14 protein-coding genes are annotated in these 17,524 nt (G+C 40.5%); 8 read left to right on the top strand and 6 right to left on the bottom strand.

The features are described 5' to 3' along the window. Nucleotides 1-258 precede the first annotated feature (258 nt). Nucleotides 259-1,233, bottom strand: coding sequence for a tryptophan--tRNA ligase (gene trpS, locus QOL76_RS00915; protein WP_283411138.1), 975 nt, complete (start codon nucleotides 1,231-1,233; stop codon nucleotides 259-261). Nucleotides 1,234-1,303: 70 nt separating this feature from the next. Between trpS and QOL76_RS00910 the strand changes: the two genes are divergently transcribed. Both QOL76_RS00910 and QOL76_RS00905 read left to right on the top strand, forming a co-directional pair. Next, nucleotides 1,304-2,398 carry a DUF1573 domain-containing protein gene (locus QOL76_RS00910; protein ID WP_283411137.1) on the top strand — a complete coding sequence of 365 codons (1,095 nt, stop codon included), beginning with the start codon at nucleotides 1,304-1,306 and terminating at the stop codon, nucleotides 2,396-2,398. 121 nt (nucleotides 2,399-2,519) lie between these two features. Continuing rightward, nucleotides 2,520-6,686: a T9SS type A sorting domain-containing protein gene (locus QOL76_RS00905; protein ID WP_283411136.1), complete on the top strand. Its 4,167-nt coding sequence runs from the start codon at nucleotides 2,520-2,522 to the stop codon at nucleotides 6,684-6,686. A 69-nt stretch (nucleotides 6,687-6,755) separates the two neighbouring features. Here the strand turns inward: QOL76_RS00905 and QOL76_RS00900 are convergent, their stop codons facing one another. The 5 genes from QOL76_RS00900 to QOL76_RS00880 all read right to left on the bottom strand — a co-directional run bounded on the left by QOL76_RS00900 (nucleotide 6,756) and on the right by QOL76_RS00880 (nucleotide 11,187). After that, nucleotides 6,756-7,166 carry a putative toxin-antitoxin system toxin component, PIN family gene (locus QOL76_RS00900; protein WP_283411135.1) on the bottom strand — a complete coding sequence of 137 codons (411 nt, stop codon included), beginning with the start codon at nucleotides 7,164-7,166 and terminating at the stop codon, nucleotides 6,756-6,758. Continuing rightward, complete coding sequence (locus QOL76_RS00895) at nucleotides 7,147-7,374, bottom strand: hypothetical protein (RefSeq protein WP_283411134.1); 228 nt, start codon at nucleotides 7,372-7,374, stop codon at nucleotides 7,147-7,149. Before QOL76_RS00895 ends, QOL76_RS00900 begins: the two co-directional genes overlap by 20 nt. 53 nt (nucleotides 7,375-7,427) lie before the next feature. Next, complete coding sequence (locus QOL76_RS00890) at nucleotides 7,428-8,468, bottom strand: serine hydrolase domain-containing protein (protein WP_283411133.1); 1,041 nt, start codon at nucleotides 8,466-8,468, stop codon at nucleotides 7,428-7,430. An 817-nt stretch (nucleotides 8,469-9,285) separates the two neighbouring features. Further along, complete coding sequence (locus QOL76_RS00885) at nucleotides 9,286-9,903, bottom strand: hypothetical protein (RefSeq protein WP_283411132.1); 618 nt, start codon at nucleotides 9,901-9,903, stop codon at nucleotides 9,286-9,288. Between the two features lie 78 nt (nucleotides 9,904-9,981). Then, nucleotides 9,982-11,187 carry an acyl-CoA dehydrogenase family protein gene (locus tag QOL76_RS00880; RefSeq protein WP_283411131.1) on the bottom strand — a complete coding sequence of 402 codons (1,206 nt, stop codon included), beginning with the start codon at nucleotides 11,185-11,187 and terminating at the stop codon, nucleotides 9,982-9,984. Between the two features lie 119 nt (nucleotides 11,188-11,306). Here QOL76_RS00880 and QOL76_RS00875 point away from each other — a divergent pair, with 119 nt between their 5' ends. The 6 genes from QOL76_RS00875 to QOL76_RS00850 all read left to right on the top strand — a co-directional run bounded on the left by QOL76_RS00875 (nucleotide 11,307) and on the right by QOL76_RS00850 (nucleotide 17,347). After that, a complete protein-coding gene (locus tag QOL76_RS00875) occupies nucleotides 11,307-12,266 on the top strand; it encodes a tryptophan 2,3-dioxygenase family protein (protein ID WP_283411130.1) in 960 nt (319 codons plus the stop codon). Nucleotides 12,267-12,603: 337 nt separating this feature from the next. Then, nucleotides 12,604-13,992 (top strand): MATE family efflux transporter, encoded by a 1,389-nt coding sequence (locus QOL76_RS00870; protein ID WP_283411129.1) that lies wholly within the window; start codon nucleotides 12,604-12,606, stop codon nucleotides 13,990-13,992. An 87-nt stretch (nucleotides 13,993-14,079) separates the two neighbouring features. After that, a complete protein-coding gene (locus tag QOL76_RS00865; RefSeq protein WP_283411128.1) occupies nucleotides 14,080-14,793 on the top strand; it encodes a 6-phosphogluconolactonase in 714 nt (237 codons plus the stop codon). A gap of 334 nt (nucleotides 14,794-15,127) precedes the next feature. Then, on the top strand, nucleotides 15,128-16,507 hold the full coding sequence (locus QOL76_RS00860) for an MATE family efflux transporter (RefSeq protein WP_283411127.1): 1,380 nt from the start codon (nucleotides 15,128-15,130) through the stop codon (nucleotides 16,505-16,507). A gap of 35 nt (nucleotides 16,508-16,542) precedes the next feature. Further along, nucleotides 16,543-16,857: a hypothetical protein gene (locus QOL76_RS00855; protein ID WP_283411126.1), complete on the top strand. Its 315-nt coding sequence runs from the start codon at nucleotides 16,543-16,545 to the stop codon at nucleotides 16,855-16,857. A gap of 52 nt (nucleotides 16,858-16,909) precedes the next feature. Beyond that, on the top strand, nucleotides 16,910-17,347 hold the full coding sequence (locus QOL76_RS00850; protein WP_283411125.1) for a VOC family protein: 438 nt from the start codon (nucleotides 16,910-16,912) through the stop codon (nucleotides 17,345-17,347). Nucleotides 17,348-17,524 lie beyond the last annotated feature (177 nt).

The following is a 17,524-nucleotide window of genomic DNA, read 5'->3' as shown; positions in this document are numbered from 1 at the left end:
TTGTTTTAATTCAGCATTTAAAACCCTGAGATACTGCATCACAATTGCGAAGAATTAAGTCTAATACTGATCGTGCCTTTGGCACTCTTTCTTTCTTCAATAATTTCAAGCTTACCCAGAATTTCATTCTGGGCTCATATAGGTCTTGCCTTTGGCAAGAATCCTTTAAAATAATAAAACCTTCGAGGGGATTTCTCAGTCATACTTCCTTCGAAATGACACCTCAAAGGTTTCCAATTGGCGAGTTGACGTGAGAACTTACTTAAACCCCAGCTTCACTCTCACTTTATCCAACAATTCTGCGCCAACGGCCTTGGCCTTTTCTTCCCCTGCTGCCAATCTTATTTCGATTTCTTCGGGATGATTCATATAGAAATCAAAAAGCTCCCGTTCTTTTTTATACTTATCGAGGATTAGCTGCAATAATTCTTTTTTCGCATGGCCATAGCCATAGTTTCCGCCTTCGTAGTTAGCTTGCATCTGTTGGGTTTGCTCAGTTGTAGCAAGCAAACTATAAAGTTTGAAGACATTATCAGTATCAGGATCTTTTGGTTCTTCCAATTCTTTACTGTCGGTCACGATACTGTTTACATTTTTCTTCAGTGCCTTTTCCGGAAGGAAAATATCAATAAAGTTATTGTAAGACTTACTCATCTTCTGGCCGTCAGTGCCTGGAATGGTTTTTACCACTTCATCGATTCTTGCCTCTGGAATAGTCAGAATATCCTCACCCACGATTCTATTGAACGTAGAAGCAATATCACGGGTCATTTCTAGGTGTTGCATCTGATCTTTTCCTACAGGAACCAAATCCGCTGAATACAGTAAAATATCAGCTGCCATCAAAACCGGGTAGGTGAATAGTCCTGCATTCACATCAGAAAGTCGCTCAGCCTTATCCTTGAAGCTATGCGCATTTGCAAGCATTGGGAAAGGAGTGAAGCAGTTCAGGTACCAAGTCAGTTCCGCTACCTCAGGTCTTCTAGACTGTCGATAAAAAGTCGTGTTTTCTATATCCAAGCCGAAGGCAAGCCAAGCTGCAGCGACTGCAAGCGTGTTTTGCTTGCGAACCTCGCCATCCTTTGAAGTGGTAAGGGAATGCAAGTCTGCAATAAATATGTACGACTCCTCCTTGTTCTGTTTAATCAATTCAATTGCAGGGACAATCGCGCCTAGGATATTTCCTAAGTGTGGTCTGCCGCTGCTTTGAATGCCTGTTAATACTCTTGCCATTGGTCTGATTTTGCTGCAAATTAAGTAAAACAGTCCTGAATACGTTTGAAATTATGCGTTAATTGCGGGTATGATTAGATTAGAAAAGTCCCTTTATACCCTCTTATTTCTGTGTTTTTTCTCCCAACTCACACAGGCTCAAGAAACTATAACTCCCAAATTGATCTGGGCTGTCAATAAGGTGGATTTGGGTACAATCTTGGAAGAGCAAGGGCCACAGGTCGCAGAATTCGAATTTACCCATACCCAGGATTCTCTTTTTTACATTGAGACCGTAGTGACTGATTGTGGTTGCACCACTGTAGAATACACTAAAGATACCCTGGTCGTAGGGGAAACTGGGATTTTAAAGGTTTCTTTTGATCCTTCCTCAGGCGCTGGATTTTTTTCTAGAATGATTGTAGTAAAAGGGAATCTTCAAGATGTGCAGGATACGCTTTACATTGAGGGCAATGCGATCCCAAGAGCTAGTGATCCTGTGGGGACATATAGGACAAGAAAAGGGGATCTTGGCTTTCGATTGGAGAAAATCAATGTCGGTGAAGTCTTTACCAATGTGCCAAAACTGAAGCAAGTGGAGGTCTTTAATTTTGGTAAGACTCCATTCTACAAGGATAGTCTGACCTATGTCGGACCTGAATATATACAAGTAAAGCAACTTACAGACTCCATTATGCCGAATGATCGCGGGTTACTTCAGGTGGCTTATAATGGAGCGATGAAAAATGATTTGGGCTATTTCGAAGATCAGGTTTCACTTACTTGGCAGGATTCTACCGGATTTATTGCTTTGAGTGTATTGGCGGATATTTTCGAATATTATGCCCCTTTTTCTAAGGATGATTTGAAGCAAGTTCCTCAACTGGTAATTGATCCTAAGGAAATCGATTTGAAGACAATTAAAAATTCTGCAATTCAGGAAAAGGAAGTTCTATTGACCAATAAGGGAAGAGAGCCTTTGGAAATAAAGAAGATTCAAGGCAATTGTACTTGTCTGAAGCTTGAGATTCCGAAGACTACTCTGGATCCAGGAGAATCAATATATCTCAAGGTGACTTTTGACCCAAAAGGAAGACAAGGAATAGATCAGCGGAATATTTACATCTTTAGTAATGATCCGTTGAATCCTGTTCAGTTATTTCTATTAAAAAGCAGGGTGGAATAGCCTTACATTTCAGGCGGTTAGATTCTTTTAAATAGATCAAACTGAGCGATATTTTTTGCTACTTCCTGTATTGCAAGCAATTATCGTTTAGCTTTGTTTAGTTTACTTTTATTGTTTAACCATGAAAAAGCATCTGCTATTTAGTTTTGGGTTGTTGATTTGCTTGACTTTTATGTCATTGAAAGTCAGTGAAGTAAACCCTTATAGAATCTACCCCTATTTGCAAGTTTATGGAGAGGGAAAGATGCAGCTAACTTGGTTTGGTAATTCATTGACTTCCAGTTTTATTAAGCTTGTTGGGGATTCAGGAAACGTTCTGTATGAAGGTGAAGTCACTGGCGAACCTGTCCCTAATATTTACTATACGTCCCAGGAGAAAAGTCAAGTACTTACAGGTTTGGAGCAGGGGAGTTGGATAGAAAGTGACGAGGTCTTTCGCTACAGGATACCAATAGACCTACCTGCAGGTACAGCGGTAAACTATTTGGTTACTTTAGGAGGAGTAACCTATGACGGTGCTTTTACCATGCCAGCTTCCAAGTCTAATTGGGAGAAAATTAGATTTATGGCATTGGCGGATTCTGAGACTGAACCCAGAGGAAGAGTAACCAACAGAGCTTGGTATCCAGGAAATCCACTATTCCGACCCATAACTACTGTCCCAGAACTTTGGAAGCAAAAGTTTGGAAGTACCATTGAGCAAGGGATAGAGATTCCAAATTACATGTTGACAGAGCAAGTTGGCTATAATGAAAACCTGAAAGTCATAAATTCCCGAAACCCGAACTTTATCCTAATGCCGGGTGATTTGGTACAAGGGGCTGGATACCAGCCTGGCTGGGACGAATTTTTTAGACAGAATGCAGGGAGTATGGGGAAGGGCCTGTCTAGCTATGCGATCATACCTGCACTTGGCAATTGGGAGTCTTATGGAGCAATCAGTGGAGGGTACGGAACCAATGAGAGGGGTGAATTTCTTCCGGTCGTAGGCAGGAACCGTTTTCATACCTATTTCGAAACCCCAATTGAAGATCCGCTTCAAAAGCATAAAAAAAGCTACTATCGTGTGGATTATGGGCCAGTAACTATTTTGACTCTGGATTCCAGCAACGGTACACCTGATCAAACTGCCGCAGATTTTGACGGGCAGCCTAAGCTTACGGGAAAACAATACACTGAGCCTGGCACTGATACTCAGGAAAACTATACGCTGGCACAATACAATGCTGCAGGAGGAAAAGATCTGAGCAGTTTTGGGCCAGGATCTGACCAATATATTTGGCTGGAAGAAAATCTGAAAGATGCCAGTGAAAATGGTCAGTTAATCTTTGTACAATATCACCACATTGCTTTTTCATCAGGCGAGCATGGTGTGCCGTTGAATCATGAGCTTTCTATTGGCCAAGTTGGAACACCGATGCGCATCTTGAATCCTATGTTGGAAAAATATGGTGTAGTTGCTGTTTTTTCAGGACATGATGAATTGTTTGAAAGAAGCTTTGTAGATGAAGATAGTGACGGCAAAGGCATTATGTATTACGATGTAGGCGTTGCCGGGGATGGATTGAGAGGGGAAAAGAGAGATTGGTTGGGTAATCCCTTTAACACGCTCGATTACAATCCTTATCGAAAATGGTCCGCAGACCAGAGTTCTGTTGAGGTATGGAATACCTCGGGCGGTAATCCCGTTTTGGTTGATGGAGGGAAACACTATGGGCATTTAGAAGTGAATTTGGAGAAAAAGGTAGAGGGAGATCAGGAGTTTGCTATAGTCAATTTTACACCCGTATATATTTTTCCAGTATTAGATCAAAACTACAATCTGCAGAAGGTAGAACGTCGGGTTTATAAAGACGAGGTAAGTCTGAAAATACCTTTGAGGAAAACTGAAGCTAAGCCTGTTGTAAAAGATAGGGTAGAGCTGGTGCTTAACGCTGAAGGGAAGGCTACCTTAAAACCAGAGCAGGTTTTCACGAATTGGCCTATAAGTTCGATTTACACCGTAACACTGAGTAAGTCAGATTTTTCATGCGAAAACCTAGGCGCTCAAGAAGTAACGGTAATAATCAAGGACGATAAGGGGAATACTTGGGAGGATAAAATTGAAGTGGTTGTTCAGGATAAATCAGCGCCTGTGGTGCAAACAAATAACCTGGAAGTTGAACTTGATTTAGCAAAAGGTCAACTTGAATTGAGCCCAGAGGATTTTATTCAATCAATATCTGATAATTGTGCTGTAAAAGAGGTGACTATCAGCAAAACCAAAGTCACCTGTGAGGATGTAGGAAAAGAGCTTACGGTTGAGCTACGAGCTGTCGATTTCTCTGGAAACGTCACAGAAAAAAATACCACTGTATTAGTAAGGAGTTTTACTTCTAGTCCAGTAACCATCACAGGTTCTGAATCAATTTGTGGTGGCACAAAGCAATCACTGACTTTGAATTCGGAAGCTCCCTTTGAAGTGGTAAGATGGAGAAAGAATGGAACCGAGATTTCAGGTGCAACTGGAAAAGCCTTGGAGATAGAAGGAGCTGGAACTTACAAGGCTGTTATCAGATTCGCTGGAGCTTGTCTTTTTGAGACGGATGAATTCATTGTTAAAGCGGCTAATACTACTCCGGTTACTATTACCGGTTCAGAATCCATTTGCGGGGGAACAAAGCAAACTTTAACCTTAAAGTCAGAAGCCGCATTTGAGGTGGTGAAATGGCGAAGAAATGGAACGGAAATTTCTGGAGCAATAGGAAAAACTTTGGAAATCGAAACTGCAGGAACTTATCAGGCTATAGTAAAGAATGGTGGAGGATGTTTAGTTGAAACTCCCAATTTCATTGTAAAAGAAGCTAGTTCCACTCCAGTGACCATCACAGGTTCTGAGTCTATTTGTGTTGGGACTAAGCAAACGCTTACGCTCAAGTCAGAAGCTGCATTTGAGGTGGTGAAATGGAGAAGAAATGGAACGGAGATTACGGGAGCATCCGGAAAAACTATAGAAATCGAAACTGCAGGAACCTATCAGGCTATAGTAAAGAATGGTGGAGGATGTTTAGTTGAAACTCCAAATTTCATTGTGAAAGAAGCCAATGCCACTCCAGTGACCATCACAGGTTCAGAATCTATTTGTGTTGGCTCAAAGCAAACGCTAACGTTAAAGTCTGAAGCTGCTTTTGAGGTAGTGAAGTGGAGAAGAAATGGAACGGAAATTTCTGGAGCAACAGGAAAAACTTTGGAAATCGAAACTGCAGGAACCTATCAGGCAATTGTAAGAAATGCTGGAGGATGCCTAGTTGAAACTCCTAATTTCATTGTAAAAGAAGCCAATTCAACTCCAGTGACCATCACAGGTTCAGAAACTATTTGTGTTGGCACAAAACAAACCCTGACTCTAAAGTCTGAAGCTGCTTTTGAGGTAGTGAAGTGGAGGAGAAATGGAACGGAGATTACGGGAGCTACTGGGAAAACATTGGAAATCGAAAGTGCAGGAACCTATCAGGCAATTGTTAGAACGGCAGGAGGATGCCTCGTTGAAACAGCTGATTTTATTGTAAAAGAAACTGCCACTGCAGCGGTTTCAATTAGCGGTCCTGCTACTATTTGCGCTGGAGACAAACAGCTGTTGACATTAGCCTCAGAAGCCGAATTTGAGGTGGTTAGATGGAGAAGAAATGGAACGGAAATCTCTGGAGCTACTAATAAAACCCTTGAAATAGAAGAGGGTGGAAGTTACCATGCGATTGTTCGACTTGCGGGTGGTTGCCTTGTTGAAACAGAGAAATTTGTTGTGGAATCAGCTGCTAAACCTAGTGGAGAGATCATAGTGGACGGAAATATTCTGAAAGCTCCAGAAGGTAATTTTACCTATCAGTGGTATAGAAATGGAGAAAAACTGGAGGGAGATACGAAGCAGAAACTCACTGTAAATCAGATGGGAGAATTCAGCGTGGAGTTGACCAATGAGGCTGGCTGTACGACTCGTCTTGTACCAGTTATTATGACTATTTCAGGCATTTTCAATCCAGGGATACTAGTGTCTGAGGAATTGAAGATCTATCCTAATCCTGCTTCATCCCAAGTTGAAATACAAGCGCTGGGAGATTTGAAATTTGCCGCGAATTCTATGCGGATTTATGATAATAGCGGCAAGCAAGTGAGTTCCAGTGTGGAGGTGATCCGTCAGAGTTCGAGATCTGTCACCCTAGCGATACCTAGGCTTTCAGCAGGAACTTATGTGATCATGGTTGAAAGCGATGACAACCGAGTTTTTGTTGGGAAGATGATCAAGCAGTAGGAATACAAATACCATTTAAAAAGCCTCACAAAATGAGTTTGTGAGGCTTTTTTTGTCATGATTGATAACCTATTTATGATTTTCCCAGTATTCTTTTGGCGTAACTATTCTAGTGTCTTTAAAGCTTTTCATTGTAAAATCATTTGTGTTACCCGTTATCAAATAATCTGCTTTTGATATCTGTGCCAACTCTAAAAGTCGGTTGTCAGGCTCATCCTTGATGATTTTCAATGTGTCGTTTGGATCAGAGATTTCTGATATTTCGCTCAATCTTGCAATTAGAAAATCGGCGTTTGTTTTAAAATCATAAAATCTTGCGAATTTGGGACGACTAAGGACTTCAGTATATTCTTGAAGTATTTGACTTGATAGACAAATTATAGCATTTCCTTCAATGCAATGCTCAAGAATTAAATAAGGGTAATTTTTTTGGATTAAGGCAGAGACGATTACGTTCGTATCAAGAATTACTTTTTGCATTCCTGTGAGCGTTTATTTCTTCATCAATTTCCTCCAGTGTCATATTGGAAAGCCCATATTTGTTAGCTAACTGAACGCTTTTTTCTAATGTCTGCTTTGTAATCTTTTTTCCGACGATTTCGATAAGTTCAGAAAAAGACAACGTGTTTTTATCAAGACCTAATTGGTCGAATTCAGAATCAGATATTAGGAGGTTTAGAGATTTCATAACACTTAGGTTTAAGTTCTAATTTACGTTTTTTTTCCTTACAGGTTGACAATCTATTCTTTTCTGTCCTTCCTCACTATTTTCACAACACGGTTATAGATTATTTCTGCCAAGTTCCAGTCATAGCCATCAAAGTTGGTGGTATTGTTAAACTGGATAATGACGGTATCAATGTCTTTGTGGTATTCTGCAATACTCTGATATCCAGGAAGCAAACCAGTATGTTCATAGACATAAATCTCTGAATAGATCTCCTGTTCGCCTTCTTTGAAAACGGAGCCATCGTTTAATGCCCGAAGGAAAATACCCACATCTTCCGCGGTAGCGAGCATCAAACCCGTGTCTTCCGTCTTGAAGTCTTGGTCAACTCCCACATAATACCCACTCATAACCTCATCCATATCCACTTCACTAAGTGAGGTGTAGGTATTCTTCAGTCCAAGCGGTATCAAAATCTCCTCCCGGATAAATTGCTGATGAGGATAGCCAACGGTTTTGTCAATGAGATCAGAGATCAACATATAATTCGTATTCGAATAGCCATAGCTTTCACCGGGTTCAAAGTCAGCAGGTAAATCCAATCCATAAGCCAAAGTCTCTTCCTTATTCTTGGGAGGATTAGTCCAGTAATCTGGATGATCTACAAAGTTGGGAATACCTGATCTATGCTGAACCATCATTCTCAGCGTGATTCTATCCGAATTCTCTATCCTTCCTGCCAGTTCCGGAAAGTATTCAGCTACAGTTTTGTCCAAAGACAAACGTCCATCTTTGACCAGTTTGGCAACAGAAACGGCAACATAAAGCTTGGTGATACTGGCTATCTTAAATAGTGCCTCAGGATAGGCAGGTATTTTCTTTTCCCGATCATGCCAGCCAGCGGCATAAAACTCTGGGGACTTACCGCCTTGATCCACATAAACAATCATCCCATCAAACCCTTGCTCAACTCCTTCTTCCAACTGCTCTTGAACGGAATCGGGTAGAGGTCTTATCCATGCTTTCACCAATGGCCAGGGAACAAAATACAGCGAGCCTATGCTAGCAAGAATAAATAGGATTCGAAGGGTTTGTTTGATTTTGGGGTTGGACATGATGGATGGGGGTTAGTAATCTTTTGTTTCGCATTGTGTGTTATATCGAAGAGCAATGGGTAAAAGTGTTGTTGTATAATATGGATGTTCATATTCCAATTGTTTCTACTTTTAATAGGAATGCCCAAAATATTGTTCCTACGATCATTAACAAATACAACCTAACCCACCAAGTAAAGGAAGATGAGTTATAATATTTGTTATAAAATTGGGTGAATACAAAAGAAAGCAACCATGAACCAATAAATTGAAAAACAGTATTGCCTAAAGTCTTTTTTAGTTCTAATTGATTAGCGAATAAGAGAGAAAAAAATGACAATATTACTAAGCCAGATATTATTGCTATTCTTCTTTTCTCTAAAGACAAATTCCTGAACTGTTTAAAGTATTTAATCATTTTTAGTATTGTTAGTCAACCTTATAAATAGTGACCCTAATCTCATGAGATTGATAATTTAGGTTTTTAAATGATCCACAAAGTTTCTGAAAAGCCGAATTCATCTTACTTGACAAAATTTAGAGCCCTACTTCCTGCCCTCCGCGCTTCCCTCCGTGACCTCCGCGGTTAAAATCCTACACAAAAGTCGGAGTTCCAGTAATCTCCATACCCAAAATCAGCAAATGAATATCATGTGTGCCTTCGTAGGTAATCACCGATTCCAAATTTATAATATGAAGTAAAAGCTGAAATGCCAATAATCTTCTAGTAAAAATGATTTAATTTTTTACTCTTTGTAAACTAGCAATTATTTTATTGCTCAGAGAGGGTGAAACATAGTTTTTATAACCAATTAACTTTTCTTTTGGTGTTCTTTGGTCAATTATTGCTTGAATTAAATCCTATTGCCCTATTTTGCACAAATAAATCGTCTAATTCCTTTATTTTTTGTTTGTGTTCTTCACTATTTAGAGCGTTGTTGTGTCTTAACCAGTTTAAGTTTTCGTATTGCTTTTCATAGCTAATGTTTTTATTTAAACCACCATATTTTTCTAATAAAACCTCCTTTTTTTTATTTTTAAGCTCTAATAAAAAATCGTCTAAATGAGTTTTTGATGGATTGTTTAGCAAGAATTCAATTGAATTTGTATTGTCATCTTTAGTAAGGTGTAAAGATTGTTTGAAAGTTAACAAGTACACCAGTAAACAGCTCATGCTAATTCCGAAATAAAAGGCTTCAAAACTTCTTTCTACATTACCGCTAAATTTGTTGTCTATATATAAAGATAATGACAATGCCAATAAAACCCCTGTTGCAATAAGCCAGCCTTTTTTTCCTGATTTATTTATTATTATTTTAGTGCCAATGTTTTCATATTTCACAAAAACTTCACTGGACTTAATTAGACTTTTATAAACAAGGTGAAGCCCATCCTCTTTGAGAGTGAAATGCTTTCTATTAAATAAGAAATCTTTTTGTGAAAATTTTTTATCCATTTATTGTTTAATTAACAGTATAAAAGGGTATAATTTAATGCTATGTAATTCGATTCTATTACACAAAGATTTATCACTCTACACAAAAGCCGGAATCCCAGTAATCTCTTGGCCCAATATCAGCAAGTGAATATCATGTGTGCCTTCATAGGTGATTACCGATTCCAAGTTCATCATATGACGCATAATCGGATATTCTCCTGTGATGCCCATTCCACCATGGATTTGTCTGGCTTCCCGGGCGATATTGAGCGCCATTTCCACATTGTTGCGCTTGGCCATGGAGATATGGACAGTTTTGGCTTTTCCCTCATTCATCATCTTGCCGACTTTCCAGGCTAAAAACTGAGCTTTGGTGATTTCGGTAAGCATTTCAGAGAGTTTCTTCTGTACAAGTTGAAAACCTGCGATGGGTTTACCGAATTGGATACGCTCAGCAGCGTACTTTCTCGCAGACTCATAACAGTCCATCGCAGCGCCGATCGCTCCCCAAGCGATTCCAAATCTTGCAGAATCCAAGCACATCAGTGGAGCACCTAAACCTGATTTGCCAGGAAGGAGATTTTCTTTAGGAACTTTTACATTATCGAATACCAATTCTCCAGTACAGGAAGCACGAAGCGACCACTTACCATGAGTTTCCGGCGTGGTGAACCCTTCCATTCCCCGCTCCACGATCAAACCATGAATTCGGCCTTCTTCATTTTTTGCCCAGACCACTGCGATATCAGCTTCAGGTGAATTGGAAATCCACATTTTGGCACCATTCAGCAAGTAATGATCGCCCATATCTTTGAAGTTGGTGACCATGCCGCTTGGGTTGGAACCATGATCTGGCTCAGTAAGCCCGAAGCAGCCGAGCATTTCTCCTGAAGCCAGTTTTGGTAGGTATTTGTTTCGCTGTTCTTCCGAACCGAATTTATAAATAGGGTACATTACCAACGAACCCTGCACAGAGGCCGTCGAGCGCATGCCCGAATCTCCTCGTTCGATTTCCTGCATGATCAAGCCATAGGCGATATAGTCCAAGCCACCGCCGCCATATTGCTCAGGGATCTGCGGTCCGAAAGCTCCCACATCACCGAATTTCTTGACAATTTCGCTAGGGAAGTGAGCCTTTTGAGCCCAGTCTTCTATGTATGGAGAGATCTCTTTTTTGACAAAATCCCGGATGGAAGATCTGATCAATTTATGCTCATCAGTAAGCAAATCATCAAGGTCTAAAAAATCAACGCCCTCGAAGGTATCTTGCTTTAATGACTTTCGGATTTCAATTGACTCCATGGTTTTTTTGGTTTTATAGAATGAATCTGTGACTTTTGTCGGGATTTTAAAAATCCAGAGCTGATCCTAATTAAACGGATCGCTCACGAAAATACTACCTTTTTGTCCTAAAAGTACTTATGGAAGAGTCCCAATTTGACCCCAAGATATTAGATAAAATTGAACTGCTTCAGCAGAAATTTAAAGCTTCCGGTCAGGATATGCTTTCTTACTTGGAAGGTTTGCAGTATGCGGATTATTTGGCCTACTGGGACTATATCAATTTGGATGTGTTGCTTTCCCTACAGCAGCCGAAGACTTCTTTCAAAGACGAAAAGATCTTCATTATTTATCATCAGATTACGGAGCTTTATTTTAAGTTGATTATTTCTGAAATGGAGCAAATTTCAGATTTACAGCCGATTTCAGAGCAATTTTTTAAGGCAAGGCTGGAGCGTATCAATATGTACTTTGATCAGTTGATTGGTTCTTTTGCTATGATGTGGAAAGGGATGGAGCAGGAGCAATTTCTCAAATTCCGAATGTCCCTGCTTCCTGCCAGTGGGTTCCAAAGTGCACAATATCGGGAGATAGAATTGATGGCTGCGGATGCATTTAACCTCGTTGCATTGGATAAGCGAACGGATCCTGATTTCCATACTCCGACGGATGAGATTTTTGAAAACCTGTATTGGCAGCAGGGGGCGGTTGAATTGGCGACTGGCGAGAAAACGCTGACGCTAAAGAATTTTGAAGCGAAGTACAGCAAGAAATTAATGGATCTCATCGATGCCTATAGACGCAAAAATCTATGGCAGAAGTACATAGATCTTCCTGATCCTTCAGCTGAATTGACGGAAGAGATGAAGCAGTTTGATCTGAAGGCAAATGTTTTTTGGCCACTGGCGCATTACAAGTCTGCAGTTAGATTTCTACAGAGAGATCCTGTGGATATTGCTGCGACAGGTGGAACCAACTGGCAGAAATACCTTCCTCCGCGCTTCCAGAAGGTGATTTTCTACCCGGAACTTTGGACTGAGCAGGAAAGAGAAGACTGGGGTAAAGGTTGGGTAGTTAAGGAGATTTTTGGGGAAGAGTAGATTTTAGAGTAGCATGATATAAGTAGCAAGAAGCAAGAGGTTTGCAGAAGGTGTCAATTCTAACATGAGCGAAGCCTGAAGGGATAAAAGGAATATAGTTTCATAGGTATTGGCTTTGTTGGGAATCCTCGTATGTGTGAAATTTTTAAGAGGGAGTTGTCCTATAAGATTTGTGAAGAGCCTCATGGATTTCTAGGCGTTTAAGTTTTACGTGACCTTAAGTCTAATGAAGCTGGGGGTTTTATAAGGATTTACATTCTTCTGACGGTTCAAATTTCTGATTCCAGAATTTTACTAGCATCTTAGGATATCAAGTGAAAAGCTAGATTTTGGATTCATGAGTAAAAAGTCAGATTTGTCCCAAGGGAATTTAATACGGAGCCTTTTTACCTTGGCTTGGCCGATTATTATGGCAAATATTCTGCAGACTGCCTATCAGCTAATTGATACTTTTTGGCTGGGGAGATTAGGCGCAAACGCTGTAGCTGCAGTGAGTATTAGTTTTCCGATTTTATTTCTGGTGCTATCTCTTGGCGCTGGACTTACCTTGGCGGGAACAGTTATCGTTTCCCAATATAAAGGAGCCGATGATCAGCGGATGATAGATTTTAGTGCTTCGCAAACCGTTTTAGTAATCTTTTTTGTGTCTGCAATGCTGGCAGTTTTAGGCTACGTTGGTGCTTCACCATTAATGAATTTGGTTGGTGCAGGGCCAGAAACGCTGGATGATTCGGTTAAGTATTTCCAGGTTTCATCCTTTGGATTCGTCTTTCTCTTTATGTTTTTCACATTCCAGTCGCTGATGCGAGGCATTGGAAATGTGTTGATGCCGATGTATATCGTTTTGGGTACCGTTCTGCTAAATCTGGTTTTAGATCCACTTTTCATTTTTGGGTTTGGATCCATTGAGGGTTATGGAGTAGCTGGTGCAGCTGTGGCGAGTATTATCACGCAGGGCTTATCTGCTCTCGTAGGAATTGTGATTCTGTTTCGTGGTAAAAAAGGGATTAAAATCCGACTTGCTGACATGAAACCAGACTTCCAGTGGATCAAGCGTATGTTTGAATTAGGAATTCCAGCCAGTTTGGAGCAATCCTCTCGCTCCGCAGTCTTGACGGTATTGGTGATGTTGGTTACGAGTTTTGGTAGTGGGGTAGTTGCTGCTTATGGAATTGGAGCAAGGATTTTGAGTTTGGTAATTGTTCCGGCGCAAGGATTAGCCATGGCGACGACGACCATGGTAGGTCAGAATATTGGAGCTTCTAAAATTAAGAAAGCCGAAAGTATTGGAAATCTAAGCGTAAAAGTCGCCTTTTTTGGCCTGACTGGAATTGGCCTTTTATTATTTGTTTTTGCGGAGAATCTAACGGCATTCTTCGTCCCCAATGATCCTGAAGTGATCAGAGATGGAGCAACTTTTATAAGAATTATGGCACCTAGCTTTGGTTTACTTGGTGTCAACCAAGTTCTGAATGGACTCTTTAACGGAGCAAGATTTACCCAAGCTTCCTTATTGATTTCCATATTTAGTTTGTGGATCGTGCGCTTTCCTACAGCATTTGTGCTATCTCAGAAAACAACGCTGGCTTTTGAGGGGATTTGGTGGGCTTTCCCAATTTCCAATTTTATAGCAGCATTGGTTGCCTTTATTTATTTCAAAACCGGCCATTGGAAAATACGGACGATCAGACATCGAGGTGATTGGCTCGGAACGGGAATAGGGTGAAATTTTGAACTATCAGGATAACCTCAATTGAAAATCAACTTATTTTAGTCATCACTTACATTCATTTTCACATACTAAACCTAGATCATGAAGCTTCATAATTGCAAAAACTACCAAGAAATGTCTCAGCTAGGAGCTGAGCTCGTTCATGCAGAGGTTGAGATTAATCCTGATTTGCTTTTTTGCGCAGCAAGTGGAAATTCCCCCGCTGGATTGTATGAATTGATGGTGGAAAAACAACTCGATTCACCTGGCTTTTTCGATTGGATGAATGTGATCAAACTCGATGAGTGGGTGGGATTGCCCAAGGATTCCACATTTACTTCCGAATATGATATTCAGGAGAAGTTGGTCAAAAAATTGGGGATAAAAGATGATAGATACTTCTCATTTGATGTGGAAACAGATGACCCGGAGTCAGAATGCGATAGGATTCAGGATAAAATTGTTGAATTCACTGGCATAGATATTTGTATTCTCGGGATAGGTATAAATGGTCACATCGCGTTAAATGAGCCTGGAGATTATCTTCAACCAGATTGCCATGTAGCCAATTTGCATCCGGTTACTTTAGCGAGTGGAATGATTGAGAAAGTTGGAATTCCCTTAACTCAGGGAATGACTATGGGGATTGGAAATATTATGGCTTCGAAAATGGTCATTCTCTTTATCACTGGAAAGGGCAAAAAGCAGGCTTTGGATTTATTAATGGAAGGGAAAATCCGGACAGACCTGCCCGCTTCAGTTCTCTGGCTTCACCCAAATGCACATGTGATCGTGGATAGGAAGTCGGTTCATTGATAAATCTGGATACCCGCAAAGATGGCTTCAGCCAAAATCCCTTTGCTCATTCTGTTAGGTGACCGAAGACGGGTGACTCCCGCACTGGCGGACAGGCTGAAGCGGCCTTAGCGATAGTGTTGACCAATACTTATAGTGCCTTGGTCTCTCTGCTTGCAGAAAAGCAGATACTCAAATTATGGGATAGAGCAGTTGATTGTAAAAAGGGAAGCCATGGCTAAAAGCGACAAAAACTGTCTGATATGCGTTTGATAATTCTTTAATAACTCTTAGAGTTTTTCGATCAGCGGAAATTTCCTTTTATTTCGCCCCTCATTATTTTTCCAATTTTCAAATGACCTGGCAATTAATAAAAGATGCCCTGCGTGGCAAAGAGCAGGATTTCACCAGTCTTTCCCTCAAAACAGCAATTTTTGTACTTGCTATTCCCATGATCCTAGAGATGATGATGGAGTCAGCTTTTGCAGTAGTGGATATCTTTTTTGTTGCCAAACTTGGCGAGCATGCCATTGCTACGGTTGGATTGACTGAGTCTGTTGTGGTGTTAGTTTATGCCATGGGATTTGGCATAAGCATGGCAGCGACTGCCTTAATTTCCAGAAGATTTGGTGAAAAAGAATACTTCGAGGCTGGAGCTGCAGCTTTTCAATTGCTAATTGTTGGTGGAGCTATTTCTATTGTACTTGGAATTCTGGGATGGATCTTCGCTCCGGATATTCTAGGCTTAATGGGAGCAGAGCCAAAAGTGATAGAAACCGGAGTCAATTATACCCGAATAATTTTTGCCGGAAATACTGCCATTATGCTCTTATTTCTTCTGAATGGAGCATTTCGAGGGGCAGGCCAAGCACATCATGCGATGCGATCACTTTGGATTGCTAATGGCCTGAATATGATTTTGGATCCAATTCTGATTTTTGGAGTTGGAAATATTGAAGGTTTTGGCTTAGAAGGAGCAGCAATTGCGACGACTTTTGGTAGGGGAGTTGGTGTAGTTTATCAGTTGTATCATCTATTCAATGGAAAGCACAAGCTGAAAATCCTGAAGGAAAACATTGTGATCTCCTGGGAAATAATCAAGAGAATCATGGAAATAGCAATTGGTGGAATGGGGCAATTTCTGATTGATTCCGTGTCTTGGATTGCGCTAACACGGATGAACGCTGAGTTTGGATCTGCTTCTTTAGCTGGATTTACTATAGCGTTTAGAATATTGATTTTTACACTGTTACCTGCTTGGGGTTTATCTGGAGCTGCATCTACGTTGGTGGGTCAAAACTTGGGTGCCAAGCAACCAGATCGTGCTGAGAAAGCTGTTTGGTTAACCACCAGATACACGGTGATTTTCATGGCATCAGTCACAGGCATTTATCTGCTTTTTAATCAGCAATTGGCTGGATTCTTCACCTCTATTCCCGAAGTGCAGTCAGTAGCTGCTCAGGGACTTTGGGTGGTCGCGCTTGGTTACGTTTTCTTCGCTGTTGGTATGGTGCTGACACAGGCTTTCAATGGGGCAGGAGATACCAAAACACCTGCTTGGATCAACATAGGTGTACTTTGGTTTATAGAAATTCCGCTAGCTTATGTGTTGGCTTTTCCTTTCGGGTTGGCTCATTTAGGGATTTTCATTTCCATCGCATTTAGCCATAGTTTCCATTCTGTAGTTTCCCTTTATTTCTTTAGAAAAGGCAAATGGAAGCTAAAGGAGGTTTAGAAGCCGGGTCAAGTCAGGTGATTTTGTTAAATTAAATGGCCTCTACAGCAAAATCTACAGCTATGGAATTTGAACGACGTATTCTACAGGAACTTGTCCTTGCTCTTAGCAATGCTAGTATTGGTCCACTTCCTACTGATGAATATTTGATCGAAAGAATCAGGGTTAGAATGAAGGGCTTACAAAATCCTATAGTTGATAATAAAAACAACGAGATAAGCTTTGCCAAATTTACATCTCCTGTTTGTTTTTCGGCGGCTGATGAAGTGCAGGCAGATTACCGAATTGATACTAATTTATTATCTCAAATTGATATATACATTGACGAATTAATTCAAAAACAGTGCTGATAACCTTCAGCCAAACAGCATTAAAATTTTATCCATTATAACCCTAAACACTATGACTACTTTAAACACTTATCTGACCTTCGAAGGAAACTGTGAGAATGCCTTCAATTTTTATCGCTCTGTTTTCGGAGGAGAATTTGCCCATGTGGGAAGATTTTCTGACATGCCTGCAGACCCAACTTATCCTATTGGAGATGAGTTTAGAAACCAAATCATGCATATCAGTTTGCCTATAAGCAAAGAATGTATTTTGATGGGATCTGATACAGGAGGGCATGGTGGTCCTTTAACTGTGGGTAATAATTTCTCTATTTCTATTAACACTGATTCAAAGGAGAAAGCTGATGCCTTTTTTACGAAGCTTTCCGCCGATGGAAAGGTGACAATGCCTATGGCAAGTACTTTCTGGGGAGATTATTTCGGGATGCTTACTGATCGATTTGGAATTAATTGGATGATTTCTTTTGCTGAAGCTGCTCCTCAGAGTTGATCAGGCGTTCGATATCTAATTCAATCCAGCTTGGCACATGACAATCCTACAAACCTGTATTGATTGATTGGCGCAAGTCATCAGACTTGTGCCTATTTTATTGCAGTCTTCAGATTGCTGTATGAAACTGAAATAGAAGTCAGAAGGCTTCATTATTGTGGGGTCTAATCATGAAAC

It is taken from the genome of Algoriphagus winogradskyi (genome assembly GCF_900182815.1).
In the GTDB taxonomy this organism is placed as follows: Bacteria; Bacteroidota; Bacteroidia; order Cytophagales; family Cyclobacteriaceae; genus Algoriphagus; species Algoriphagus winogradskyi.
This window is presented reverse-complemented; position numbering and strand designations above follow the sequence as displayed.